The organism is Primorskyibacter sp. S187A (assembly GCF_049800955.1).
Lineage (GTDB): Bacteria > Pseudomonadota > Alphaproteobacteria > Rhodobacterales > Rhodobacteraceae > JAKVBH01.
In genome coordinates this window covers 495,524-514,393 of the sequence record NZ_JBNAGA010000001.1, presented here as the reverse complement: position 1 = coordinate 514,393, position 18,870 = coordinate 495,524, and the positions used below count along the sequence as shown (strand labels likewise).

Below are 18,870 nucleotides of genomic sequence, written 5' to 3'. Positions count from 1 at the left end.
AGATGGGCTGCACGGCCCCACATGAGAATCGTTCGCAACAATAGAAGAGATCACATGTCCAAATCCCCAGCCCTCTCCCGACGCGGGTTTATCGCAGCGACGCTTGCGGCAGGTAGCATGCGTGCGCTCCCCGGATTGCAACGCGCCGGGGGCAAGCGCGTGTTGACGCTGGTCTATGACAAATCCATCGGCGCCATGCGCGCGATTGACAGGATTGTGCGCTAGAGCAGTGATCAACCCGTGCAGTCGCGGCGGGACGTTTTGTACTGTGACGGCACAGCACTGCCGTTTGCTGCACTTCGCTCTCTGATGGTCCAGACACCACTATCGCGACCTATGTGCAATCCGCTCGGTACTGGGAGCTTCGCGCCCCAAAGCGCCATGATCTGATGTCCGGTGAGGTGGCGTGCAGCACCCCTGCCCTGCGCTCGGCAAGCTACAGAATTGGGGCGCTGTCGACGAAGGTGCGGCTTGGACGATCTGTGGCGCGCATCTTTCGCCCTTCAATGCCAAGGGATGCGCAAAGTTAAGCACAGTCTTGCGAATTACGCTCTGCGGCTGTTGACGCCGCTGGGCCCGGCACGCAATGTCGCGCCCAATCCAGAGCAGGACCATAAATGGCCAAATCACCCGCCCCCTTTGCCCCTTTCGAATGGATGATCGCCTGGCGGTATCTGCGCGCGAAACGCGCTGAGGGCGGCGTATCTGTCATGACGTGGATCAGCCTGATCGGCATCACGCTGGCAGTCTTTGCGCTGATTGCCACGCTGGCCGTGCGCTCAGGCTTCCGGGCCGAATTCGTGGACACGATCCTGGGCGCCAACGCCCATGTCACGGTCTATTATTCCGCCGAAACGGATGAATTCGGCAGGCTTGATCGCACCATCCCGGACTACACCGAGCTGGCCGAGCGCATTCGGGGCGTCGAAGGCGTGACCCGGGCCGCACCGCTGGTCAAAGGGCAGGTCATGGCGTCTGCCAACCAACGCAACGCTGGTGTGCAGGTCTTTGGCATCAGCCCACAGGACCTTGCGGGCATTCCCCGCGTCGCCCAAACACCCGAGGCCGCTCTGGGCGACATTGGGCGCTTTGAGCACGGCATTGCGATCGGTTCCGGCGTGGCGCGCGAATTGGGGCTTTCCGTGGGGGACAGGTTGCGCCTGATCTCCCCTGATGGGGTCAAAACAGCCTTCGGGACCTCTCCCAGGGTTCAAGCCTTCGAGATCGTCTATGTCTTTACCGCCGGGCGCTATGACATTGATCGGACGCGCATTTATATGCCGTTTGGGGATGCCCAGAGCTACTTCAATCGCGAAGATGCGGCCGACGAGATCGAGGTCATGGTACGCGATCCTGACAGCGTGGACCGGCTCAACCTGGCTTTGCTGGAGGCCGGTGGCCCGCGCACGCTGCTGTGGACGTGGCGCGATGCCTCTGGCGGGTTTCTGCGCGCCCTGGAGATCGAGGACAATGTGATGTTTGTCATCCTGTCGATCCTCGTTCTCATTGCCGCAATGAACATCGTGTCCGGACTCATCATGCTGGTCAAAAACAAGGGCCGCGACATTGGCATCCTGCGCACGATGGGCCTCTCGGAAGGTTCCGTCCTGCGCGTTTTCTTCATTTGCGGAGCCTTCACCGGCATGATCGGTACGGCTCTCGGCGTCCTCTTCGGGTGCCTCTTTGCGATCTACATCGATCAGGTCTTCTCTGTCGTGAATTACATTGCGGGTGGCGGCGTCTGGGATCCGGCGATTCGGGGCATCTATGCGGTTCCGGCGCAATTGCGCGCATCGGATGTGATGTCTGCTGTGGGGCTCTCTCTGGGCCTGTCCTTTATCGTCACGATCTTTCCCGCCCGGCGCGCCGCGCGCATGAACCCGGTGGAGGCGCTGCGCTATGAGTAAACCCGTGCTGTCGCTCTCAGGCGTGACCAAGGCCTACAACAAAGGCCGCCAGAACGAGGTCACGGTCCTGCGCGGGGTTGATCTGGAGATATCTGCGGGTGAGGTTGTGGCGCTGGTTGCGCCTTCAGGTGCGGGAAAGTCTACCCTTTTACATATTGCGGGGCTTCTCGATCTGGCCGATGAAGGCCTGGTCAAAATCTCTGACATCGCCACCAATGGTCTCTCGGATCGCAAACGCACGCGCATGCGGCGCGAAGACATCGGGTTCATCTATCAGTTCCACCACCTGCTGCCAGAGTTCACAGCGGCAGAAAACATCGTGCTGCCGCAGTTGGCCAATGGCGCAAGCCGCACGACCGCAGATGCACGTGCGCAAGAGTTGCTGACGTCTGTGGGCCTCGAAGACCGCCTGGACCACCGCCCATCAGCGCTCTCTGGCGGCGAGCAACAGCGCGTGGCTTTTTGCAGAGCTCTCGCGAATGCGCCCAGACTACTGCTGGCCGATGAGCCCACTGGCAATCTGGATCCCGACACATCTGATACCGTGTTCGAAGCCCTTTTATCGCTGGTCCGCAGCACAGGCATGTCCGCGCTAATCGCGACCCACAACCTCGACCTGGCCGCGCGCATGGATCGCCAAATGCGCCTGACATCCGGCCATTTGGAGAATTTTTTCCCTCAAAGCGCCGTAGACACGAAAAATTAAACTGACTTTCGCACCATGGGCGCTAACCTGTGTCAAGATGACGCAGTTTTTAGCGAGGGTGCCGTCGATGGACGACTGGAACATGTCCCGTCAAGACAAGATGCGCGAAGCGCCGAACTATCTGAATGCCAATATCGCCATGTTCGGCGTAAACCTGACCTGGATGCTTTTTGTCATCTGGGCGACGATGGGTTTTGTATACGTTGTGATCGCGGGCGTGATCATCAACACGGGCATCACGATCCTGCATGCGCGCCTGACGCAAGAACCGCGGTCGCCGCGCTGGCGCCTCCCGGACTGAACGGTGCGCCAATGGCATGCAGGCCCGCTTCAACGGAGCCCAACATGCCCATGACCATTTGCGCGTTCACATGCCCCATATGGCCGAACCGGAAAAAGCCGTGCCGCGCGGGATCGTCCGGCGCGGTCATGCCCAGACCGATGCCAAGCGTCACACCGGCCTGATCTTCGCACCATTGCCGCAAGTCGCGCCCTAAGGGTGCATCGATGCGCAAAGCCGTCACGGCATGGCTGCGGAACCCTTCATCCGCCACATTCATTTCCAACGAGCCGCCCTGCCCCCAATGGGTCACGGCCGTCCAGATGCCGCGGGCCAAAAGCGCGTGCCGGGCCCAGATTGCATCCATCCCCTCAGCTCTCATCAAATCCAGCGCCGCGCGCAACGCCCAAAGATGATGGGTCGGTGCTGTTCCGCCGAAGTATTGATAATAGAGCTCAGGCTGCGCCCGCGCGGACCAATCCCAATAGGACGACACACGCGCGGGGCGATGCGCCTTGGCGTTGTCGTTGAACCAAACAAAGCCCATTCCCGGCGGCACCATCAGCCCTTTTTGCGAGCCAGCCACGGTCACGTCGACGCCCCATGCGTCCATTTCAAAACGATCACAGCCCAGCGACGCGATGCAATCCGCCATCAGGAGCGCCGGGTGGCCCGCCGCATCCATTGCGCTTCGCAGGCCCGGTACATCGTTCTTGATCGATGTTGATGTATCCACGTGAACCGCCAGCACCGCCTTGATGCGATGCTCTGTATCTGCGCGCAGCCGGTCCTCGATCGCGTCCAGATCCCAAGGCGCGCGCAGGCCATGATCCATCACTTCAAACGAGATACCCAAGCCCCGCGCCATCTCGGCCCAGCCATGGCCAAACCGACCCGTTGCCGGAACCAGAACCAGATCATCCGGGCCTACGACATTGGCCAGCGCCGCCTCCCACGCGCCATGGCCGTTTGCGATATACATCGCGACGTGGCCCTCGGTCTGCGCCACATATTTGAGATCGGGAACGAGACTTGCCGTCAGATCGATCAACTCGCCTTCATAGATATTGGAGCCTGCGCGCATCATCGCACGCAAAACTGCCTCCGGCATCACGGAAGGCCCGGGGATCGCGAGATAAGGGCGTCCTTGTGCAAGCGACATGTCACATCTCCTGTTCGTTGAGCGCGTGCTAAAAGCCTATCATTGCGCGTCGTCAAAGGACCGCCTCTCTTGCCAGCGGTCCTTGGGATAGATACATCCCGCGCAAGAAGGACAAGGGCTTACGTGACCCATGAGTGAGAAATCCAACTCAAGTCTGAGCCGATTTGAGCGTCGGGTGCGCAAGTCCTTTGGCCGGGGCGACCGCAGCACCTGGCATGGCCGGCTTCTGGCACAGCTGAACTATCTCTTTATGGATCACGCAATCCTGCGGATCTTCTGGACCAATTTCTACGAAGTGTCCCCGGGCGTGTATCGCTCCAACCAGCCGACACACAGCCGCTTTCGGCGGTACCGCGACATGGGTGTGAAATCTGTACTGAACTTGCGCGGTGAGGAGAATTATCCGCATTTCCATCTGGCGCGCGAAAGCTGCGAACAGCTCGGCATGGACATGCAAATCTCCAAGCTCTGGGCCCGCAATGCGCCCAAGCGCGAGCGTATTCTGGCCGTTCTGGACAAACTCCGCACTATGGAGCGCCCCCTGCTGTTCCATTGCAAATCGGGCGCGGACCGCGCGGGTTTCGTGGCGGCGATGTATATGATGGTCTTTGATGGCAAATCAGTGGCCGAGGCGCGCAAGATGCTCTCGTTGCGCTTTGTGCACCTGAAGTGGACAAAGACGGGCGTGCAGGATTACATCCTTGATGTTTTTGAAGCGCGCCAGAGCCTTGGCGAGATTTCGTTTGAGAACTGGCTGCGGCAGGAATACCGCGGCTCCTGGCTTCAGTCCGGCTGGAATGACAAAACGCCGCCGCGCGAGCAAGCCACGCGATTGCTGGAAAAGGCGCAGAGCCTATGACCCGGAACACGCTGTCCGAACAGCCCAATTCCAGAGGCCTGCTGCGCTGGATCTGGACGCGCTACATGGCGAAGCACTGGGCATTGCTTCTGGCTGCGATGGCCTTCATGACCATTGAAGGCGCCATGTTCGGCGCGCTGTCTTACATGATGAAACCCATGTTCGATGAGGTTTTCATCGGGGGGCGCAACGATCTTCTGATCTGGGTCGGCGTGGCTTTTTTCGCGATCTTCACGACGCGGGCGGTGGCCTCCGTTATTCAGAGCCAGCTTCTGACCCGCCTGTCGCAAAAGACCGTGGCGGAAATCCGGATCGATCTCGTCACACATCTGATGACGCTCGAGGGCCAGTTTCACCAGACCTACACCCCGGGCTACATCGCGCAGCGGGTCAATGGGGATGTGAATTCCGTCAACAAGGTCTGGTCTGCGATCATCACAGGCGCCGGACGCGACGTGATCGCCTTGCTGGCGCTGTTTGGCGTGGCGCTGAGTATTGACTGGGTCTGGACGTTGATTGCGCTGATTGGCGTGCCGTTGCTCGTCCTGCCAGCTGTCGTTGTGCAGCGCTTCGTGCGCCAGACCTCGCGGGAGGCGCGGGATTTGTCGGCGGCCATGTCCGTGCGGCTCAACGAGATTTTCCAAGGTATAACGCCGGTCAAGCTTAACCAACTCGAAGGCTATCAGATCGGGCATTACACGCGGCTGACCAAGGAGCGCATTCGCCTGGCGATCCGGGCATCCTTCGGCTCAGCGGCGATCCCGGGCATGATTGATATCATGTCCGGTTTGGGCTTTTTCGCGGTCCTGCTCTATGGCGGTGAGGCGATCTTGTCGGGCGAGAAGACGGTTGGCGATTTCATGGCCTTCTTCACTGCGCTTGGCTTGGCCTTCGAGCCTCTGAGGCGCTTGGGCAAGCTCTCAGGCGTCTGGCAGGTTGCCGCCGCAGGTCTGGAGCGGTTGCGCGAGCTACTCGAGCTGGTGCCCGCGCAACGCGATCCGGCACATCCCGTGCCGCCGCCCGCAGGCCGACCTGACATCGTTTTTGACGCAGTCGACATGCAATATGACGACGCCCCGGTACTGCGCGGGCTCACCTTTACGGCGGAGGCCGGAAAAACAACGGCCCTCGTTGGGGCGTCGGGCGCGGGCAAGTCGACTGTTTTCAGCGTGTTGACGCGCCTTGTGGACGCGCAGAAAGGGCACGTGAAAATCGGCGGTGTCAATCACGACCAGATCACGCTGAAAGACCTGCGCGGGATGTTCTCCGTTGTCAGTCAGGAAGCATTGCTTTTTGATGACACGCTGCGCGAAAACATTACGCTTGATCAGCCTGGGGTCTCAGAAGAGGCGCTGGCCCAAGCGGTGGAAGCTGCGCGCGTCAGCGAGTTTCTGGATCAATTGCCCAAGGGTCTGGACAGCCGTACAGGGCCACGCGGCTCAAACCTCTCCGGCGGCCAGCGCCAGCGCGTCTCGATTGCACGCGCCATTTTGCGCAATCGCCCGATCCTGCTTCTTGATGAGGCGACATCTGCGTTGGACATGCGCTCAGAAGCTCTTGTTCAGGAGGCTCTGGAGCAAGCGTCCGAGGGGCGCACAACCCTCGTGATTGCGCACCGCCTCTCAACGATCCGCAACGCCGACAAAATCGTTGTGATGGAGGCCGGCCGCGTGCTCGAAGAAGGCACGCATGATGCGCTTCTGGAAAAAGGCGGGGCGTATGCCGAGCTTTATGCCATGCAGTTCAACCGCGATAGCGATCCGAAAGATCCTGCGGAGATGCCCCGGCAAGATAGCGCATAAGCAGCCCAAGATTGCGCCCACCCCGGTTGAGCACGCCTGCGCGCTCGTAGCGTACAAAAGAGGTCGCTGCTTCTACGGGCAGGGGTTTCAACTTGCCACGGAGCGCGCGCGCCAGAGCCACATCTTCCATGAGCGGCAGATCCGGCACACCGCCCAGATGATCGAGCAACGCGCGAGGGACCAAAAGCCCCTGATCTCCATAAGGCAGCCCGAACACACGGGAGCGCAAATTGGCCCAACCTGCCACCAGCGCCGCCGCGCGCCGGGCCGAGCGAAAGCGCAGCTTGAAATAGCCCGCCTGATCTTTAGCCCCTGCTTCTATCATACTGCCCACCGCCACGGTCCAACCGGGCGAAAGATGCGTGTCTGCATGCAGCAAAAGAAGCCAATCGCCCCCCGAGGCCTCCACGCCCCGTCGAAGCTGCCCTCCCCGCGACGCCGCACCTGTGACGAGCGTTGCGCCAGCGGCTTCAGCAATAGCCCCGGTGCCGTCGTGTGAGCCGCCATCCGAGATCACCAATTCCCGCACCAAACCCGCCGCCAGCCCCTCCATGAGCGCCGCCAGCGTCTCTGGCAGGTCTTCCTCAGCATTCAGCGTTGGAATAACGATGGAAAGCGGTGCGCGCATGACTGGCCCTGTTGTCGATCCGTATCGCCTCTATATGAAAGGGACAGCGCGGAGGAAACTGCACATGAGCACCTATCACACAACACGCAAAGTCATTGCCGTCAGCGGTGCCGAGGCGCGTGACTTCTTGCAAGGGCTGATCACCAATGACGTCGCCGCGTTGGACCACGGGTTGGTCTATGCCGCTCTACTGACCCCGCAGGGCAAGTTTCTCGCAGATTTCTTTTTGGAACAGCGCGGCGCGACAATACTGATCGACGTGGCGGCAGAGCGCGCGCCCGATCTCCTGAAACGCCTGACGATGTACCGCCTGCGCAGTCCCATCGGGCTGGAGATGACAGAGCTCAAAGTCTCGCGCGGCACGGGCACGCGGCCCGACGGGGCCAAAGCCGATCCGCGTCACAGGGATATGGGCTGGCGCCTCATCGCCGAGGAGGCCCTGCCCGAGGACGGCACTGTTTGGCCCGCATTGCACGTGGCCCTCGCCATTCCTCAGACCGATATTGAACTGACCCCGGACAGCTACATCCTCGAGATGGGCTTTGAGCGGCTCTCGGGGGTAGATTTCCGCAAGGGATGTTTTGTCGGGCAGGAGATCGTCGCGCGGATGAAACACAAGACGGAATTGCGCAAGGGCCTGGCCCGAGTGCGCATCCAAGGTGAGGCCACGCCCGGCACGGAGATCACCGCGCAAGGCAAACCGGCGGGTATCCTGCATTCGCGCGCAGGCGATGAGGCACTGGCCTATCTGCGCTTTGACCGGAGCAAAGGCCCGCTTGAGGCCGGTGATGCAGATGTCGAATTGATCGAGCAGGCCATCACAGCGTCATCGCCCTAAGAGCCACACCCGCCACAGTATACAATTGTACGCTCTTAAATATTTGAATTTGCTTACTTTTTATATAGACTTTTTGAGCTACTTCGCTCATCAGGGCAGCGCAAACAGGGACTAGTCGCATGAGTGGGCTCACAGATCACACGTTACGATATCAGCTGGCCAATGAGCTGCATGCCCGGCCGTTTCCGCGCGCCAGCGCGCCGGGCCGCGCCGTTTACCTCGTTCTGAAGTCACCCGGCAAAGCCTCCCAGAGAGACCGTGACGCCGACCGCCAGCATCTGACAGACCTTTTGGATCGCTTCGGTGCGCCGCATCCGCAGCCCGGGGCCACGCATTATTCCAACCAACTGGGTCAGCACTACCTGAAGTGGGAGAGCCACACCGAAGTTGTAACCTACACCGTCATCATGGAGGGCGCAGGCGAGCGTCCCTTTGATCCGGCAGATTTCGATGTGTTTCCCGGTGACTGGTTGGCGCAAGCACCGGGAGAGCGGATTTCGTCAGCCCTTGTACGCATTGAGCCCGACGCGAACACCGAGAGCATTCGGGAGCGCGTGACTGAATGGTTCGTCTCGGAAAGTGTCGCCGTGAGCCAGGTCCTTGCCGAAGCCGCCGTGATCGCAGGTGATTTTCGGATCGATCCTGCGGGGCACATGCGTTTTGCCATTTTCCCGCGCACGGGCTGCGGCCCCAGCAGGACGGGTCGTATCCTCCAACGTCTCGCAGAGATCGAAACATACAAGGCGCTTTCCATGCTCGGATTTGCCGAAGCCCGCCGCCTGAGCCCTGAGATCAGCCAGCTTGACGCGCGCCTCTCCCAGCTCATGTCAGACATGACCGACCGTGATGGCGATACGGAAGCAACGCTACGCGCCCTGCTCGAAATCTCGACTGAGCTGGAAGCGCTCTCTGCGGCCGCCTCGTTTCGATTTGCCGCGACAAAGGCCTATGAGGCCATCGTAGAGCAACGCATCGAGGTTCTCAGAGAGAGCCAATTCAACGGGCGCCAGACCTTCCGCGAATTCATGACCCGGCGCTATGACCCAGCCATGCGGACCGTGGCCTCCACCGAGACCCGGATCAAATCCATGGCTGACCGGGCCATGCGCGCAGGAGAATTGCTGCGAACTTCCGTTGAAGTGACCCGCTCGGCACAGAACCAGCAGCTGCTCGAAAGCATGAACAAGCGCGCTGACATGCAGCTGCGCTTGCAAAAGACAGTGGAAGGCCTCTCGGTCGTGGCGATCAGCTACTACGCCGTGAGCCTCGCAGGCTACCTGCTCTACCCCGTGGCGGACGCCATAGACGTCAGCCGGGGTTTGCTCTTGGCAGCGGTTACTCTGCCGGTTGTAGGACTGGTGTGGCTGGCTGTGCGTCGGATCCGGCATTTGGTTGAGCACCAGGGGCCAGGGCTCGATTAGCGAGCAAAGCGCCCGCCGCAATCGAGGCCAGCGCCAGCAATGCCGCGACAGACAGCGTTGGGACACCTGCGAGGCCAGCCCCAACAGTGCAACCGCCTGCCAGCACACCACCAACGCCCATCATGGCAGCGCCCGCAAAATAGCGGCCCGTTTCGCGAGGCGCACCGAAGCTCTGCCACTTGAAGGCTCCGAAGAGCACCGAGGCCAAGGCAGCACCCGCAATGACACCGCCCAGAAGCCCAACGCCAAAGCCCGCTGGGATGGATGTGCTGGCAACGACCCAGAACAGGCTGTCAGCCGCAGGCGAGGTGAACGACAGGCTTTCCATGGCAATCGGATCGAAATCGTCGAACAGGACGAAACCCGTCCCGACCCACGCCGCTGGGACCAGCAGGCCGATCAATGCCGCCATGACCAACGTTCCCCACCGATTGCCCGAGCGCAGGGCAAAGGCCACAGCGCCCAAGGCGATCACAGAGGTCCAGACCAGCGCACCGCCGGGCAGCGCCGCGAGGGACGTGACCTCACCCAAGGACGTCGTCACCGAACCCAACGTCGTCCGCACCGGCGCCAGAACGCCCTTCAGCGTCGCATGGGCCACAATGGCAAAGACGATCAGAACAGTCAGTGCGCGCAGATTGCCCGACCCCGTCAACACGCTGAGGCGCGAAACGCAGCCACGTGTCAGAACCATGCCCGCACCAAACAGCGCGCCGCCCGCAATGATCGCGAGCCAAGGCAATTCCGCCGCCATGAAACGGTGATCTGCAAAGGAAATGAGCCCGGCCGCCACAGCGGCCTGCGTCCCGATCAGCGCCGTCGCCAGCGCCAACAACCAAACCCCTGCGGCCTGCCGACGATCTTCACCCACAAGCGACCGGCGCAAACAGAATTTCGTGCGTTCTGCCAAAAATCCGAACGCGACGCCCAACATCAGCGCCAGCACAACGCTGGCCTGCTTGGCGGTCGTCTCTTCAAATCCAAAACTCTCGAACATGGAAAAATCTCCTATCCAGAACGCTCGTTCTCATTTGAAGATTCTGCCGCGGGTATCAAGTGCAACCCATGGCAGTGTGGGGCCTATGTTTGGAACAGACATTCCAACCCAGGCCATTTCTTAGAACAATCTCACGCGACAGCGGCACAAGCCACCTGCCCTATTCCAAGCCCGCGCGCTTCCAAACACGATGAGACTTATTTATCAGCGCTCTCGTTTGGCATCTCTTTACTGACGGCCATCACACCGGGGCGAGCGCCCGCCTTTAGCAATAAAGCTGCCGAGGCCTGATTGAAGACCCAATGCGACGCCCGCCAACGCGCGAGCCCCAAGGCCGATACGCGGGTCTCGAACGCTTCAATGAGAGCCGTTGCGACGCCCTGCCGGTGCGCGTTGCAATCCACGCAGATCTGATCCAGCACCATCTCTTCCCGCGCGCAGCAAAAAGCGTCTTCCTCCGCCGCGTCGAGGACAGCAAACAAGTACCCAACGTCTTGGCCCGCCGTGCTCGCACACAGGACAAAGCCACTGCGCTCTTCGATGCCATGACGAAAATGCGCGAGATAAGCCTCATCGGTTCCGTTCTTGTGAAACCGGTGCGGCACATGACGCGCGTGCAAGGCCTGCACTTGTTTGAGAAGCGGCAAGACGCGCGGCAACTCAGCTACTCTCAATTCAGTAATCAACAAATAACACCTCCGACGATGCCGCCGGAGGTGTGTCACTCTCATCCCCGGCTCTTCCAGGGAACAAACGCTGGCCCCGGATCAGGCGCGTTCGGCGTATTCCATGGTTTCCGTGTTCACGACGATATCTTCATCCTGGCCCACAAAAGGCGGCACCATGACCTTTACGCCATTGTCGAGAATAGCCGGTTTGAAGCTGTTTGCCGCCGTTTGGCCCTTCACAACTGGCTCGGTCTCGACAACCTTGCAGGTCACCTTTTGGGGCAATGACGCATTGAGCGCTTCGCTGTCGTAGAACTCGACCACGATCGTCATCCCATCTTGAAGGAAGGGCCGGCGCTCGCCCAGAAGCTCGGCGGGCAACTCAACCTGTTCATAGGTCTCCGCATCCATGAAGACGAGCATGCCATCGTTCTCGTATAGGAACTGCTGGTCCTTCTGCTCAAGGCGCACGCGTTCGACCTTGTCGGCCGAGCGAAAGCGCTCGTTCAGCTTGGAGCCGTTGCGCAGATTGCGCATCTCAACCTGAGCAAACGCGCCGCCTTTGCCGGGCTTGACGTGATCGACTTTGACTGCAGCCCACAGGCCATCGTTGTGTTCCAGCACGTTGCCGGGCCGGATTTCATTTCCATTGATCTTGGGCATGTGACGAAACCATGTCGAAAAGTTGAAGAAAAGTTGCGCGATCCTATATATGGGCGGTCACCGCCTGGCAAGGACCCCATATCTCGTAGGTCAAACGCCTACAGATATTCGCAAATTGCAAGGCTGGTATGCGATTTAGGACTATCCGAATCGTAGAAAAACCGTCATAAGGGCCATCACGCCCGAAACACAAGAGCAAGAATAAGGACGCCTTCATGAAAGACTTCGTTGACGGATCGGCCTTCAACGCCGAGCAAGGCTCGCGCGCCCGGAAACTATTTGCCGCCGTCGTACTCGCAGCGTTGGATGATGCCATCGCTGACGACAAGAAATACGGAAACGGCCCCGAGCAGATCGCCCGCTGGGCCCGCTCGCGCGACGGGCGCGAGGTCCTGAGCTGCGCTGGCATTGATCCCAACGAGCGCGTTGTGGCCGGGCTCATGGAATTTGTCTCCAAAGGTGTGCGGACATCCGTGGCGCTCTCCCGCGAGGAAAGCGAGCGTAGAAACGCCGCACAGCAGGCCGAAGCCGCCTGATCGAACATCAAACCTAAGGGTTTTGGAAACGCGCTCTTTTACGGGCGCGTTTTTTTTGAGCGCGAGTGAGATTTTCTCAGAAAAACAAAATCCACTGACGGGCGACCCAAATTTCGAGGCCCAGCAGAACCAGAACGCCCAGCCGTCCGACGAGCCCGGGGAACCTCCGCCAAAGCACTATAGCGCTGGTGATAGACAGCAGCAGCGTTGCAGGGGCAACCCAGGCGGCGTGATGGGCGCTGTCCCAATAGGACAAGGGGCTGGCAAATATCCAATCGGACAGCGGCCAGAAATGAGCGCGTCCGTCATCATGATGGAGCGGGAAATCCGTCGCAATGTGCAGTAGCGCGGCCCCAGACAGAGCCAGACACAACCGCCATTTCCTGAAAAAAGACAGGGCAAAAAGGCCGCCCCAGAGCACCGCTGAATTGTCGACGGCGAAAATGCCCTGCCAGAGAGGCGAATAATAGAGTTCACCAAAGACACGCTGCGGCGAGATTTGAAGGAAAAACAACGAAACCCCCGCAAGCACGTAAAGCGAGAGGTCAGGGAGCATCGCGCCTACGAGAGCGGCCCGCGTTGTATCAGAATCAGATTTTCGCGCAAAGACTGCCGCACCCAACAGGAGATGGGCCGGGGTATTCAAACCCCGTCACGCATCTGGGGCAACCGCGCGTCAATCGAGCTCATGGCTCGCAAGGGCGCGTTGGATCTCACGCCGCACCAATTTGCGTACGTTGCGCGTAATCCGCTCGCCAAGCACGCCACGCAGCTCTTCACGGACAATCGATGTCACGATCCCGCGCAGCATATCTTCATCCACAAGCAGGTCATTCGGATCGACCAACTCGGCGTCTTCAGACGACGCGTGGTGGGGCTGGTCCGCATCATGGAGCATCTCGCCTTCCAGCACGGCCGTCACCTCCGACGGTGCCTCGTCCAGTTCACCATGCGTCATCTCACGTGCAAGCGCATCTTCCCAATCGGCAACACGCTGTTCTGGCGCCTCTTCTTCCGCTGCGTCTTGCCAATCAGTGGCGAGGGCGATCGGCTCGGATTCAACTTCCCAGTTCTCGTCCTGTCCATCGATCATCGTTTCCAGCTGAGCGATCTTCGCCTCAAGTGCTGCACGGTCGTCTTGCGGCGTCGGCGCCTCTGGCGACATAAGGTGCAGCACGTCGCTCATCTCTGGTAGTGTCTCAGCCACTGTCTCTGTTTCTGCCCCAGCGATCTGAGCCGGTTCCCCGTCGTGGCCCAGCATGGCCCCATGCTCGTCAGCTTGCGGTTCGGCAATGGGCTTGCTCTTTGCGTCGGGCGACCCAGATTGCGGCTCAGATGGTGCGAGGAAGGGCAAGGTCAGGACACCGGTGTCCGCCTCTTCGATCTCGTCATCTTCCTGCGCGTCTTCCGGTTGCGCGGATGTGGCATCCTCTGCCCGTTTGGCCACTGAAGCAACCTGATCCGCCACGGCTTGCAGCATGGCCGTCTGCGAAAGAGCCAAAGCACTTTGCGCATCATCGGTTGGATCAACTTCTTCCTGGGCTTCCGGTTCTTCAAGTGACGGCTGCAAAACCTCTTCATCGCTCTCAGCGCCTGGGTCTTCCAGCATGTCCTGCTCACCAGCGGCGTCATGCGCGACGTCTGTCCCCTCATCCTCCGGGGTTTCATGCACGCGCAATGAGGGGGTCAGGATAAGCGCAGAAGGTCTGGGATAGGCGGGCGGCTCCGGCGCAGGGTCCGCAAAGGTTTCTGCGTCCAATTCCCGTGTGACTTCGTCTGACACGAGCCGCCTGATCGAGGCAAGAACGTCTTCGATTTCCACGTTTTTCGCGGCGTCTGACATGGCTGCTCACCCATTAACTCTTGGGTAGACCTTAACCTAGGAAACGCCTCGCACACAACCGATAGAGCAAATTGTGCAGATTTCCGTAAGCTATTGTTTGCCCAGCTTTTTGAGAACACGGTCCAGCTTGTCGCCCTGCTTGCTGATGGCTGGCGCGTTTTTAATCAAGTTGTAGTATTCCGTCGGGTCGTACTTCTGCACCGGAAGGCGCAGGTGCTCCGCGGTCATCAAGCCCTGCGCCGCGAGAAGCCCAAATACGGCAGCGTTGCGATCGGCAATGGCATTGGTGAGCTGGGTGCGCGCGTCCAGAAGGTCCTGCTCTGCGGTCAGGACGTCCAGCGTGGTTCTTTGACCAAGCTGCGCCTCCTCTCTGACACCGCGGAAGGCCACCTGCGCGGCTCTGATCTGTTGGCGCGTCGCGCCGATGGAGGCATCTGCGATGTTGAGCTGTGCGAGTGCGGCGCCTACGTTTTGCTGGATGGCATGTCGGGTCGTGTGCAACTGGCCCATGACCGCATCCCTGCGCGCCATCGCTTGACGCACGCCAGAGCTGATCGCGCCGCCCTGATAGATCGGGCCACGGGCGACGATCCCGATATCGCCAGATTCGGTGAAATCCTCGGACTCAAAGCGTTGCCGGACAGACAGGTTGCCTTCCAGCGTGACACGAGGCTTCCGGCCCGCCTCAGCGCGCCGAATGTTCAATTCTGCGGCGTTGGCTGAAAACTGCACGGATTTCAGGGCAGGATGGGTCCGTACTGCCAAGGTCTTGGCCTTGCTCTCGTTGCGCACAAGCTTGGGCAGTGTCGAAATGCCAGCCAATTGCCCGGGTTTGCGCCCCACTACTGCTGCGTATTCCTCGCGCGAGATGTCGAGCTGACCTCTTGCAGCCGCCAGATTGGCCTGCGCCGCAGAACGGCGCGCTTCCGCAAGCGCCACATCGGTCCGGGTGACTTCGCCAACCTCGAATCGGTTGCGTGCGGCGCGCAGTTCTTCGTCCAGAAGCTTCAGGTTGTTGCGCCGCAGCGACACGGTTTCCGCATCGCGAATAACGGAAATATAGGCCTGCGCGGCTCGCAACAACACGTCCTGTTCGACGCCAATCAGATCCTGCCGCGCCGCGAGCACCGTTTCCTTGGCCGCCTCCACCGCCAATCGAGAGGCGCCGCCGTCGTAGATCAGCAATTCAGCGGCGATCCCCGCCGTCGCGTCGGTATTGCCGAAGTTCACACCGCGCCCCAATTGCGCGCTGAATCTGGATCCGAATTGACGACGTACCGAGACTGTGTAGTTGATAATCGGACGCAACTCGGCCACCGCACCCGCAACATCCTCGTCAGCGGCGCGCAACAACGCCCGGTTCTGATCGAGAAGCCCGGAGTGCATATAGGCCGCTGTCAGCGCATCAGCCAATGTCTCAGCCTTGGCGGCAATCGCCGTTACGCTGAGCGCAGCGACCATGCAAAGTGACGTCAAACCTTGGCGAATGGGGGTCATAGCGCGATGCTCCGGATCGGCGTTGGCACGCTACAGCGTGAAAACGTCTTGTTTTTCAAAGCCTGACAGTACTGGCGCAGCGGCATTGAACGCAAACCGCCAAGACACCGCGCCGTTCTGTTTGTGGCCCATGCGCACCACACCGAGGCTGCCTTCCATGAAGAGACAGATGATCCGGCCTTCATCCTTGAGCTGATCCAACAGCGCGTCCGGCACCACCTCAACCCCGCCCTGAATGCAAATGGCGTCATAGGGGCCAAACTCTGCGGCCCCCTCCGATAGCGCGCCTTGATGCAATGCAACGCCGTCAGCGCCGTGCTCCATCAGCAACTGCTGCGCTTCCTCGGCCATGGCCTCGTCGCTCTCGACAGCCACCACCGCCTGCGCGATATGACCGATCACGGCTGAGGAATACCCAAGGCCCGAGCCTATATCGAGCACGAGGTCTTCGCGCTGTATATCAATTGCGTCCAGCATCTTGGCCAGAGTGCGCGGCTCCAGAAGGACACGGCCGGGTGCCAATTCCAGGTTTTCCCCGACATAGGCCGCCTCCAGCTTATCCGCTGGCACAAAGGCTTCGCGCGGCACGCTCAACATGGCATCAATGATTGGAAATTTGGTCACATCAGAAGGTCGGACCTGCGTGTCTACCATCATCGTACGGCGCGCGGAATAGTCGGGCATCATCTAAACTCATTCGTTCAGGAACGTTCATTGGCGTTTTGCCACAATCACATGCGCACGGCAACGGCTCAGCGCGCGCATTTCAGCGCATGCCCTCTTGGCAAGGCCGATCAGATCGGATAATCGCGCTATACCCACTTGGCGGCGAGTTGGCGGAGTGGTGACGCAGCGGATTGCAAATCCGTGTACACCGGTTCGATTCCGGTACTCGCCTCCATTTAATTCCAAACACTTAGCTATCTCCTTCTTGTGCCCCAACGCGGCGCGGCCTCCTTCAATGCTTGCTGAGCCACAGCGCAAACCGCGTGAGCTGGGTGCGGCACACATCATTGAGATGACGGAAGAGCCCGTCGCGGCTTCGGTGACAGCCCCAACTCACGATGGAATGCCGCGTTGATGGCGGCACCCGACGCGCCTCGGCCAAGAGCTGGTGGCCATGCCAATCAGGCCTGTTCGTCTCCTCTCAGACGCGTCGCGAGGGCTATGGGCAGCACACCAGCTTTTTGTTTGTCGCCGCCTGCGGGCCCGCGGCACATCCACGTCAGTCTTTGCGCGCACCAGGATCGTGTTGCGCGCAGGGCACGGTTAAACGCGTTGCACGCGCGGGCTGCGACCTTCGGCACCAAGGTCGCAAGACGGCATGTCGCACAACTTTAGCTGGCGTTTTTGAGAGAACACCCTAGCCTTCTCATCAGTGGTTAACGCAAGAAAACCTGACGGGAGAGAAATATGACGTTATTCAAGACCTGCGCCGTAGCCTTGGCGGCGGCGCTGAGCCTGACGTTTGCTGGCGCGCCTGAAGCCCAGGCCCAAGAAGAAACGGTGCTCGAACGCGTCGTGGATCGCGGGTCGCTGCGCGTGGGCGTGGGGTCCTTCGTTCCTTGGGCCTTCCGGTCCAAATCCGGCGAATACATCGGCTATGAAGTTGATGTGGCAACGAAACTTGCCGAAGATATGGGCGTCGAGCTGGAGCTTGTCCCCACGGCGTGGGACGGGATTATCCCTGCGCTGCTCACCGACAAGTTCGATCTTATCATCGGCGGCATGACGGTCACGCCGGCGCGCAACCTGCGCATCAACTTCACACAATCCTATCACAGCGGGCTGGGACAGGACGTTGTGGCCAATCGCGAGCTCATTTCGGAAGGATCCTCGGTTGATGATCTCAACAACCCCGGAACGGTCATCGGTGTGCGCCGTGGTGCGGTCTCTGTGCAAGCGGCCCAGCAGTTCTTCCCGCTGGCCACCTTGCGCCAGTATGACGATGAAGCCGTGATCGAGCAGGAGCTGATGGCGGGCAATGTCGCCATGTGGATCACGTCGGCCCCCAAGCCTGCCTTTGCCGCGACCAACAACCCCGACACGCTGTTTCGCCCCTTCGACGCGCCTTTGACGCTGGCCACAGTTGGCATGGGTATCAAGAAAGGCGACCACGATACGCTGAACTTCCTGAACAACTGGATCAGCACCAGCATGCGCAGTGGCTTCCTGCAAGAGCGCAGCGATTACTGGTACGGCAGCCAGGATTGGCGCGATCAGGTTCCTGAATAAGCGCTCAATCGGTAACGACCTATGGCCACGTCCTCCCTGCATACCGCGCTCAAGCGCAATGCCAAGGACGTGGCCATTTTCTTGGGCATCTTCGGGCTTCTGGCCTACGGAATGCTCTGGGTGCTCGAACAGCAAAGCTATGACTGGCAGTGGCACAGGCTGTGGCGCTACGTCTATATCGAGCACAATGGGCAATACTTTGCGGGCCCGCTTTTGCGAGGGCTTTTCACCACGCTTGAGATTTCCGCCTATGCGATCGTGATCAGCGCGATTGGCGGATTTCTGGTAGCCATGATGCGCGCCTCAAAGCTTGTCACGGCACGGGCCATTGCGCGGATCTACATCGAGGTTGTGCGCAACATCCCGATCCTCGTTTTGCTCTTTCTGATCTATTTCGTGTTGGCGCCGGTCTTTGGGCTCAACCGCTTCTGGGCCGGTGTGGCGACGCTGGCGATTTATGAAGCAGCATTCGCGGCCGAGATCTATCGATCCGGCATTGAGGCCGTACCGCGCGGCCAGAAAGAGGCGGCCAAAGCCATCGGTCTGCGGCCGCTTCAGGTCATGTTTCATGTGGTCATCCCGCAATCGGTGCCCTTCATCCTGCCTGCGATGACGAACCTGATGATCAACCTCGTCAAACATTCCGCCATTGTCTCAGTCATTGCGATCTTCGATCTGACGAACGAAGGCCGCAATGTCATTGCCGAGACGTTCATGGTTTTCGAGGTCTGGTTCGCTGTCGCAGGTATCTACCTCGTCGTGACGACGCTGCTCTCCATTCTGGCCTCGATCATCGAGACCCGGACCAAACGCTTCTACGCTCGCTGA

20 protein-coding genes and 1 tRNA gene are annotated in these 18,870 nt (G+C 60.1%); 12 read left to right on the top strand and 9 right to left on the bottom strand.

Going from position 1 to position 18,870, the window contains the following annotated elements; all coding sequences use genetic code 11:
* Positions 1-54: 54 nt before the first annotated feature.
* From ACP15S_RS02635 to ACP15S_RS02620, 4 genes are all read left to right on the top strand, one after another.
* Positions 55-225: a Tat pathway signal protein gene (locus tag ACP15S_RS02635; protein WP_425038024.1), complete on the top strand. Its 171-nt coding sequence runs from the start codon at positions 55-57 to the stop codon at positions 223-225.
* Between the two features lie 392 nt (positions 226-617).
* On the top strand, positions 618-1,907 hold the full coding sequence (locus tag ACP15S_RS02630; protein ID WP_425038023.1) for a lipoprotein-releasing ABC transporter permease subunit: 1,290 nt from the start codon (positions 618-620) through the stop codon (positions 1,905-1,907).
* Entirely contained in the window at positions 1,900-2,613 is a 714-nt protein-coding gene (locus ACP15S_RS02625) for an ABC transporter ATP-binding protein (RefSeq protein ID WP_425038022.1), read from the top strand. Before ACP15S_RS02630 ends, ACP15S_RS02625 begins: the two co-directional genes overlap by 8 nt.
* A gap of 37 nt (positions 2,614-2,650) precedes the next feature.
* Complete coding sequence (locus ACP15S_RS02620; protein ID WP_425038021.1) at positions 2,651-2,914, top strand: hypothetical protein; 264 nt, start codon at positions 2,651-2,653, stop codon at positions 2,912-2,914.
* Here the strand turns inward: ACP15S_RS02620 and ACP15S_RS02615 are convergent.
* A complete protein-coding gene (locus tag ACP15S_RS02615) occupies positions 2,850-4,055 on the bottom strand; it encodes a pyridoxal-phosphate-dependent aminotransferase family protein (protein ID WP_425038020.1) in 1,206 nt (401 codons plus the stop codon). The two genes, ACP15S_RS02620 and ACP15S_RS02615, sit on opposite strands and share 65 nt — an antisense overlap.
* Positions 4,056-4,185: 130 nt before the next feature.
* Here ACP15S_RS02615 and ACP15S_RS02610 point away from each other — a divergent pair, with 130 nt between their 5' ends.
* Both ACP15S_RS02610 and ACP15S_RS02605 read left to right on the top strand, forming a co-directional pair.
* The gene (locus ACP15S_RS02610; RefSeq protein WP_425038019.1) at positions 4,186-4,914 is read left to right on the top strand and encodes a fused DSP-PTPase phosphatase/NAD kinase-like protein; all 729 of its coding nucleotides are present in this window, start codon (positions 4,186-4,188) and stop codon (positions 4,912-4,914) included.
* Entirely contained in the window at positions 4,911-6,716 is a 1,806-nt protein-coding gene (locus tag ACP15S_RS02605; protein WP_425038018.1) for an ABC transporter ATP-binding protein, read from the top strand. The genes ACP15S_RS02610 and ACP15S_RS02605 overlap by 4 nt, the downstream gene beginning before the upstream one ends.
* Here ACP15S_RS02605 and ACP15S_RS02600 read toward each other — a convergent pair.
* Complete coding sequence (locus ACP15S_RS02600) at positions 6,658-7,344, bottom strand: TIGR04283 family arsenosugar biosynthesis glycosyltransferase (RefSeq protein WP_425038017.1); 687 nt, start codon at positions 7,342-7,344, stop codon at positions 6,658-6,660. The two genes, ACP15S_RS02605 and ACP15S_RS02600, sit on opposite strands and share 59 nt — an antisense overlap.
* Before the next feature lie 64 nt (positions 7,345-7,408).
* On the opposite strand from ACP15S_RS02600, the gene ACP15S_RS02595 reads away from it, so the two are divergent.
* Together ACP15S_RS02595 and ACP15S_RS02590 are read left to right on the top strand one after the other, a co-directional pair.
* Entirely contained in the window at positions 7,409-8,182 is a 774-nt protein-coding gene (locus ACP15S_RS02595; protein WP_425038016.1) for a YgfZ/GcvT domain-containing protein, read from the top strand.
* A 119-nt stretch (positions 8,183-8,301) separates the two neighbouring features.
* On the top strand, positions 8,302-9,603 hold the full coding sequence (locus ACP15S_RS02590; RefSeq protein ID WP_425038015.1) for a DUF3422 family protein: 1,302 nt from the start codon (positions 8,302-8,304) through the stop codon (positions 9,601-9,603).
* On the opposite strand, the gene ACP15S_RS02585 is transcribed toward ACP15S_RS02590, so the two are convergent.
* The 3 genes from ACP15S_RS02585 to efp all read right to left on the bottom strand — a co-directional run bounded on the left by ACP15S_RS02585 (position 9,518) and on the right by efp (position 11,931).
* Positions 9,518-10,600 carry a YeeE/YedE family protein gene (locus ACP15S_RS02585; protein ID WP_425038014.1) on the bottom strand — a complete coding sequence of 361 codons (1,083 nt, stop codon included), beginning with the start codon at positions 10,598-10,600 and terminating at the stop codon, positions 9,518-9,520. The two genes, ACP15S_RS02590 and ACP15S_RS02585, sit on opposite strands and share 86 nt — an antisense overlap.
* Before the next feature lie 197 nt (positions 10,601-10,797).
* Positions 10,798-11,247, bottom strand: coding sequence for an N-acetyltransferase family protein (locus ACP15S_RS02580; RefSeq protein WP_425038013.1), 450 nt, complete (start codon positions 11,245-11,247; stop codon positions 10,798-10,800).
* Between the two features lie 120 nt (positions 11,248-11,367).
* Positions 11,368-11,931 carry an elongation factor P gene (efp, locus tag ACP15S_RS02575; protein WP_425038012.1) on the bottom strand — a complete coding sequence of 188 codons (564 nt, stop codon included), beginning with the start codon at positions 11,929-11,931 and terminating at the stop codon, positions 11,368-11,370.
* Between the two features lie 215 nt (positions 11,932-12,146).
* Here efp and ACP15S_RS02570 point away from each other — a divergent pair, with 215 nt between their 5' ends.
* Entirely contained in the window at positions 12,147-12,467 is a 321-nt protein-coding gene (locus ACP15S_RS02570; RefSeq protein ID WP_425038011.1) for a DUF6280 family protein, read from the top strand.
* A 76-nt stretch (positions 12,468-12,543) separates the two neighbouring features.
* Here the strand turns inward: ACP15S_RS02570 and ACP15S_RS02565 are convergent, their stop codons facing one another.
* From ACP15S_RS02565 to ACP15S_RS02550, 4 genes are all read right to left on the bottom strand, one after another.
* Positions 12,544-13,023 (bottom strand): cobalamin biosynthesis protein CobQ, encoded by a 480-nt coding sequence (locus tag ACP15S_RS02565; RefSeq protein ID WP_425038010.1) that lies wholly within the window; start codon positions 13,021-13,023, stop codon positions 12,544-12,546.
* A gap of 120 nt (positions 13,024-13,143) precedes the next feature.
* Positions 13,144-14,310, bottom strand: coding sequence for a hypothetical protein (locus ACP15S_RS02560; RefSeq protein ID WP_425038009.1), 1,167 nt, complete (start codon positions 14,308-14,310; stop codon positions 13,144-13,146).
* A gap of 90 nt (positions 14,311-14,400) precedes the next feature.
* On the bottom strand, positions 14,401-15,807 hold the full coding sequence (locus ACP15S_RS02555) for a TolC family outer membrane protein (protein ID WP_425038008.1): 1,407 nt from the start codon (positions 15,805-15,807) through the stop codon (positions 14,401-14,403).
* Positions 15,808-15,837: 30 nt separating this feature from the next.
* Entirely contained in the window at positions 15,838-16,491 is a 654-nt protein-coding gene (locus tag ACP15S_RS02550; RefSeq protein ID WP_425038007.1) for a protein-L-isoaspartate O-methyltransferase family protein, read from the bottom strand.
* A 143-nt stretch (positions 16,492-16,634) separates the two neighbouring features.
* Here ACP15S_RS02550 and ACP15S_RS02545 point away from each other — a divergent pair.
* The 3 genes from ACP15S_RS02545 to ACP15S_RS02535 all read left to right on the top strand — a co-directional run bounded on the left by ACP15S_RS02545 (position 16,635) and on the right by ACP15S_RS02535 (position 18,870).
* Positions 16,635-16,708 (top strand) — tRNA-Cys (locus tag ACP15S_RS02545).
* Positions 16,709-17,220: 512 nt separating this feature from the next.
* Complete coding sequence (locus ACP15S_RS02540; protein WP_425038006.1) at positions 17,221-18,042, top strand: transporter substrate-binding domain-containing protein; 822 nt, start codon at positions 17,221-17,223, stop codon at positions 18,040-18,042.
* Between the two features lie 21 nt (positions 18,043-18,063).
* A complete protein-coding gene (locus tag ACP15S_RS02535) occupies positions 18,064-18,870 on the top strand; it encodes an amino acid ABC transporter permease (protein ID WP_425038005.1) in 807 nt (268 codons plus the stop codon).

Excerpts from the sequence above, each read along its gene's own strand:
- ACP15S_RS02615 (WP_425038020.1), bottom strand. The coding sequence starts at position 4,055 with ATGTCGCTTGCACAAGGACGCCCTTATCTCGCGATCCCCGGGCCTTCC.
- ACP15S_RS02540 (WP_425038006.1), top strand. The coding sequence starts at position 17,221 with ATGACGTTATTCAAGACCTGCGCCGTAGCCTTGGCGGCGGCGCTGAGC.
- ACP15S_RS02620 (WP_425038021.1), top strand. The coding sequence starts at position 2,651 with ATGACGCAGTTTTTAGCGAGGGTGCCGTCGATGGACGACTGGAACATG.
- ACP15S_RS02635 (WP_425038024.1), top strand. The coding sequence starts at position 55 with ATGTCCAAATCCCCAGCCCTCTCCCGACGCGGGTTTATCGCAGCGACG.
- ACP15S_RS02600 (WP_425038017.1), bottom strand. The coding sequence starts at position 7,344 with ATGCGCGCACCGCTTTCCATCGTTATTCCAACGCTGAATGCTGAGGAA.
- ACP15S_RS02590 (WP_425038015.1), top strand. The coding sequence starts at position 8,302 with ATGAGTGGGCTCACAGATCACACGTTACGATATCAGCTGGCCAATGAG.
- ACP15S_RS02610 (WP_425038019.1), top strand. The coding sequence starts at position 4,186 with ATGAGTGAGAAATCCAACTCAAGTCTGAGCCGATTTGAGCGTCGGGTG.
- ACP15S_RS02585 (WP_425038014.1), bottom strand. The coding sequence starts at position 10,600 with ATGTTCGAGAGTTTTGGATTTGAAGAGACGACCGCCAAGCAGGCCAGC.
- ACP15S_RS02605 (WP_425038018.1), top strand. The coding sequence starts at position 4,911 with ATGACCCGGAACACGCTGTCCGAACAGCCCAATTCCAGAGGCCTGCTG.
- ACP15S_RS02560 (WP_425038009.1), bottom strand. The coding sequence starts at position 14,310 with ATGTCAGACGCCGCGAAAAACGTGGAAATCGAAGACGTTCTTGCCTCG.
- ACP15S_RS02565 (WP_425038010.1), bottom strand. The coding sequence starts at position 13,023 with ATGCTCCCTGACCTCTCGCTTTACGTGCTTGCGGGGGTTTCGTTGTTT.
- ACP15S_RS02570 (WP_425038011.1), top strand. The coding sequence starts at position 12,147 with ATGAAAGACTTCGTTGACGGATCGGCCTTCAACGCCGAGCAAGGCTCG.
- efp (WP_425038012.1), bottom strand. The coding sequence starts at position 11,931 with ATGCCCAAGATCAATGGAAATGAAATCCGGCCCGGCAACGTGCTGGAA.
- ACP15S_RS02555 (WP_425038008.1), bottom strand. The coding sequence starts at position 15,807 with ATGACCCCCATTCGCCAAGGTTTGACGTCACTTTGCATGGTCGCTGCG.
- ACP15S_RS02535 (WP_425038005.1), top strand. The coding sequence starts at position 18,064 with ATGGCCACGTCCTCCCTGCATACCGCGCTCAAGCGCAATGCCAAGGAC.
- ACP15S_RS02550 (WP_425038007.1), bottom strand. The coding sequence starts at position 16,491 with ATGCCCGACTATTCCGCGCGCCGTACGATGATGGTAGACACGCAGGTC.
- ACP15S_RS02595 (WP_425038016.1), top strand. The coding sequence starts at position 7,409 with ATGAGCACCTATCACACAACACGCAAAGTCATTGCCGTCAGCGGTGCC.
- ACP15S_RS02630 (WP_425038023.1), top strand. The coding sequence starts at position 618 with ATGGCCAAATCACCCGCCCCCTTTGCCCCTTTCGAATGGATGATCGCC.
- ACP15S_RS02625 (WP_425038022.1), top strand. The coding sequence starts at position 1,900 with ATGAGTAAACCCGTGCTGTCGCTCTCAGGCGTGACCAAGGCCTACAAC.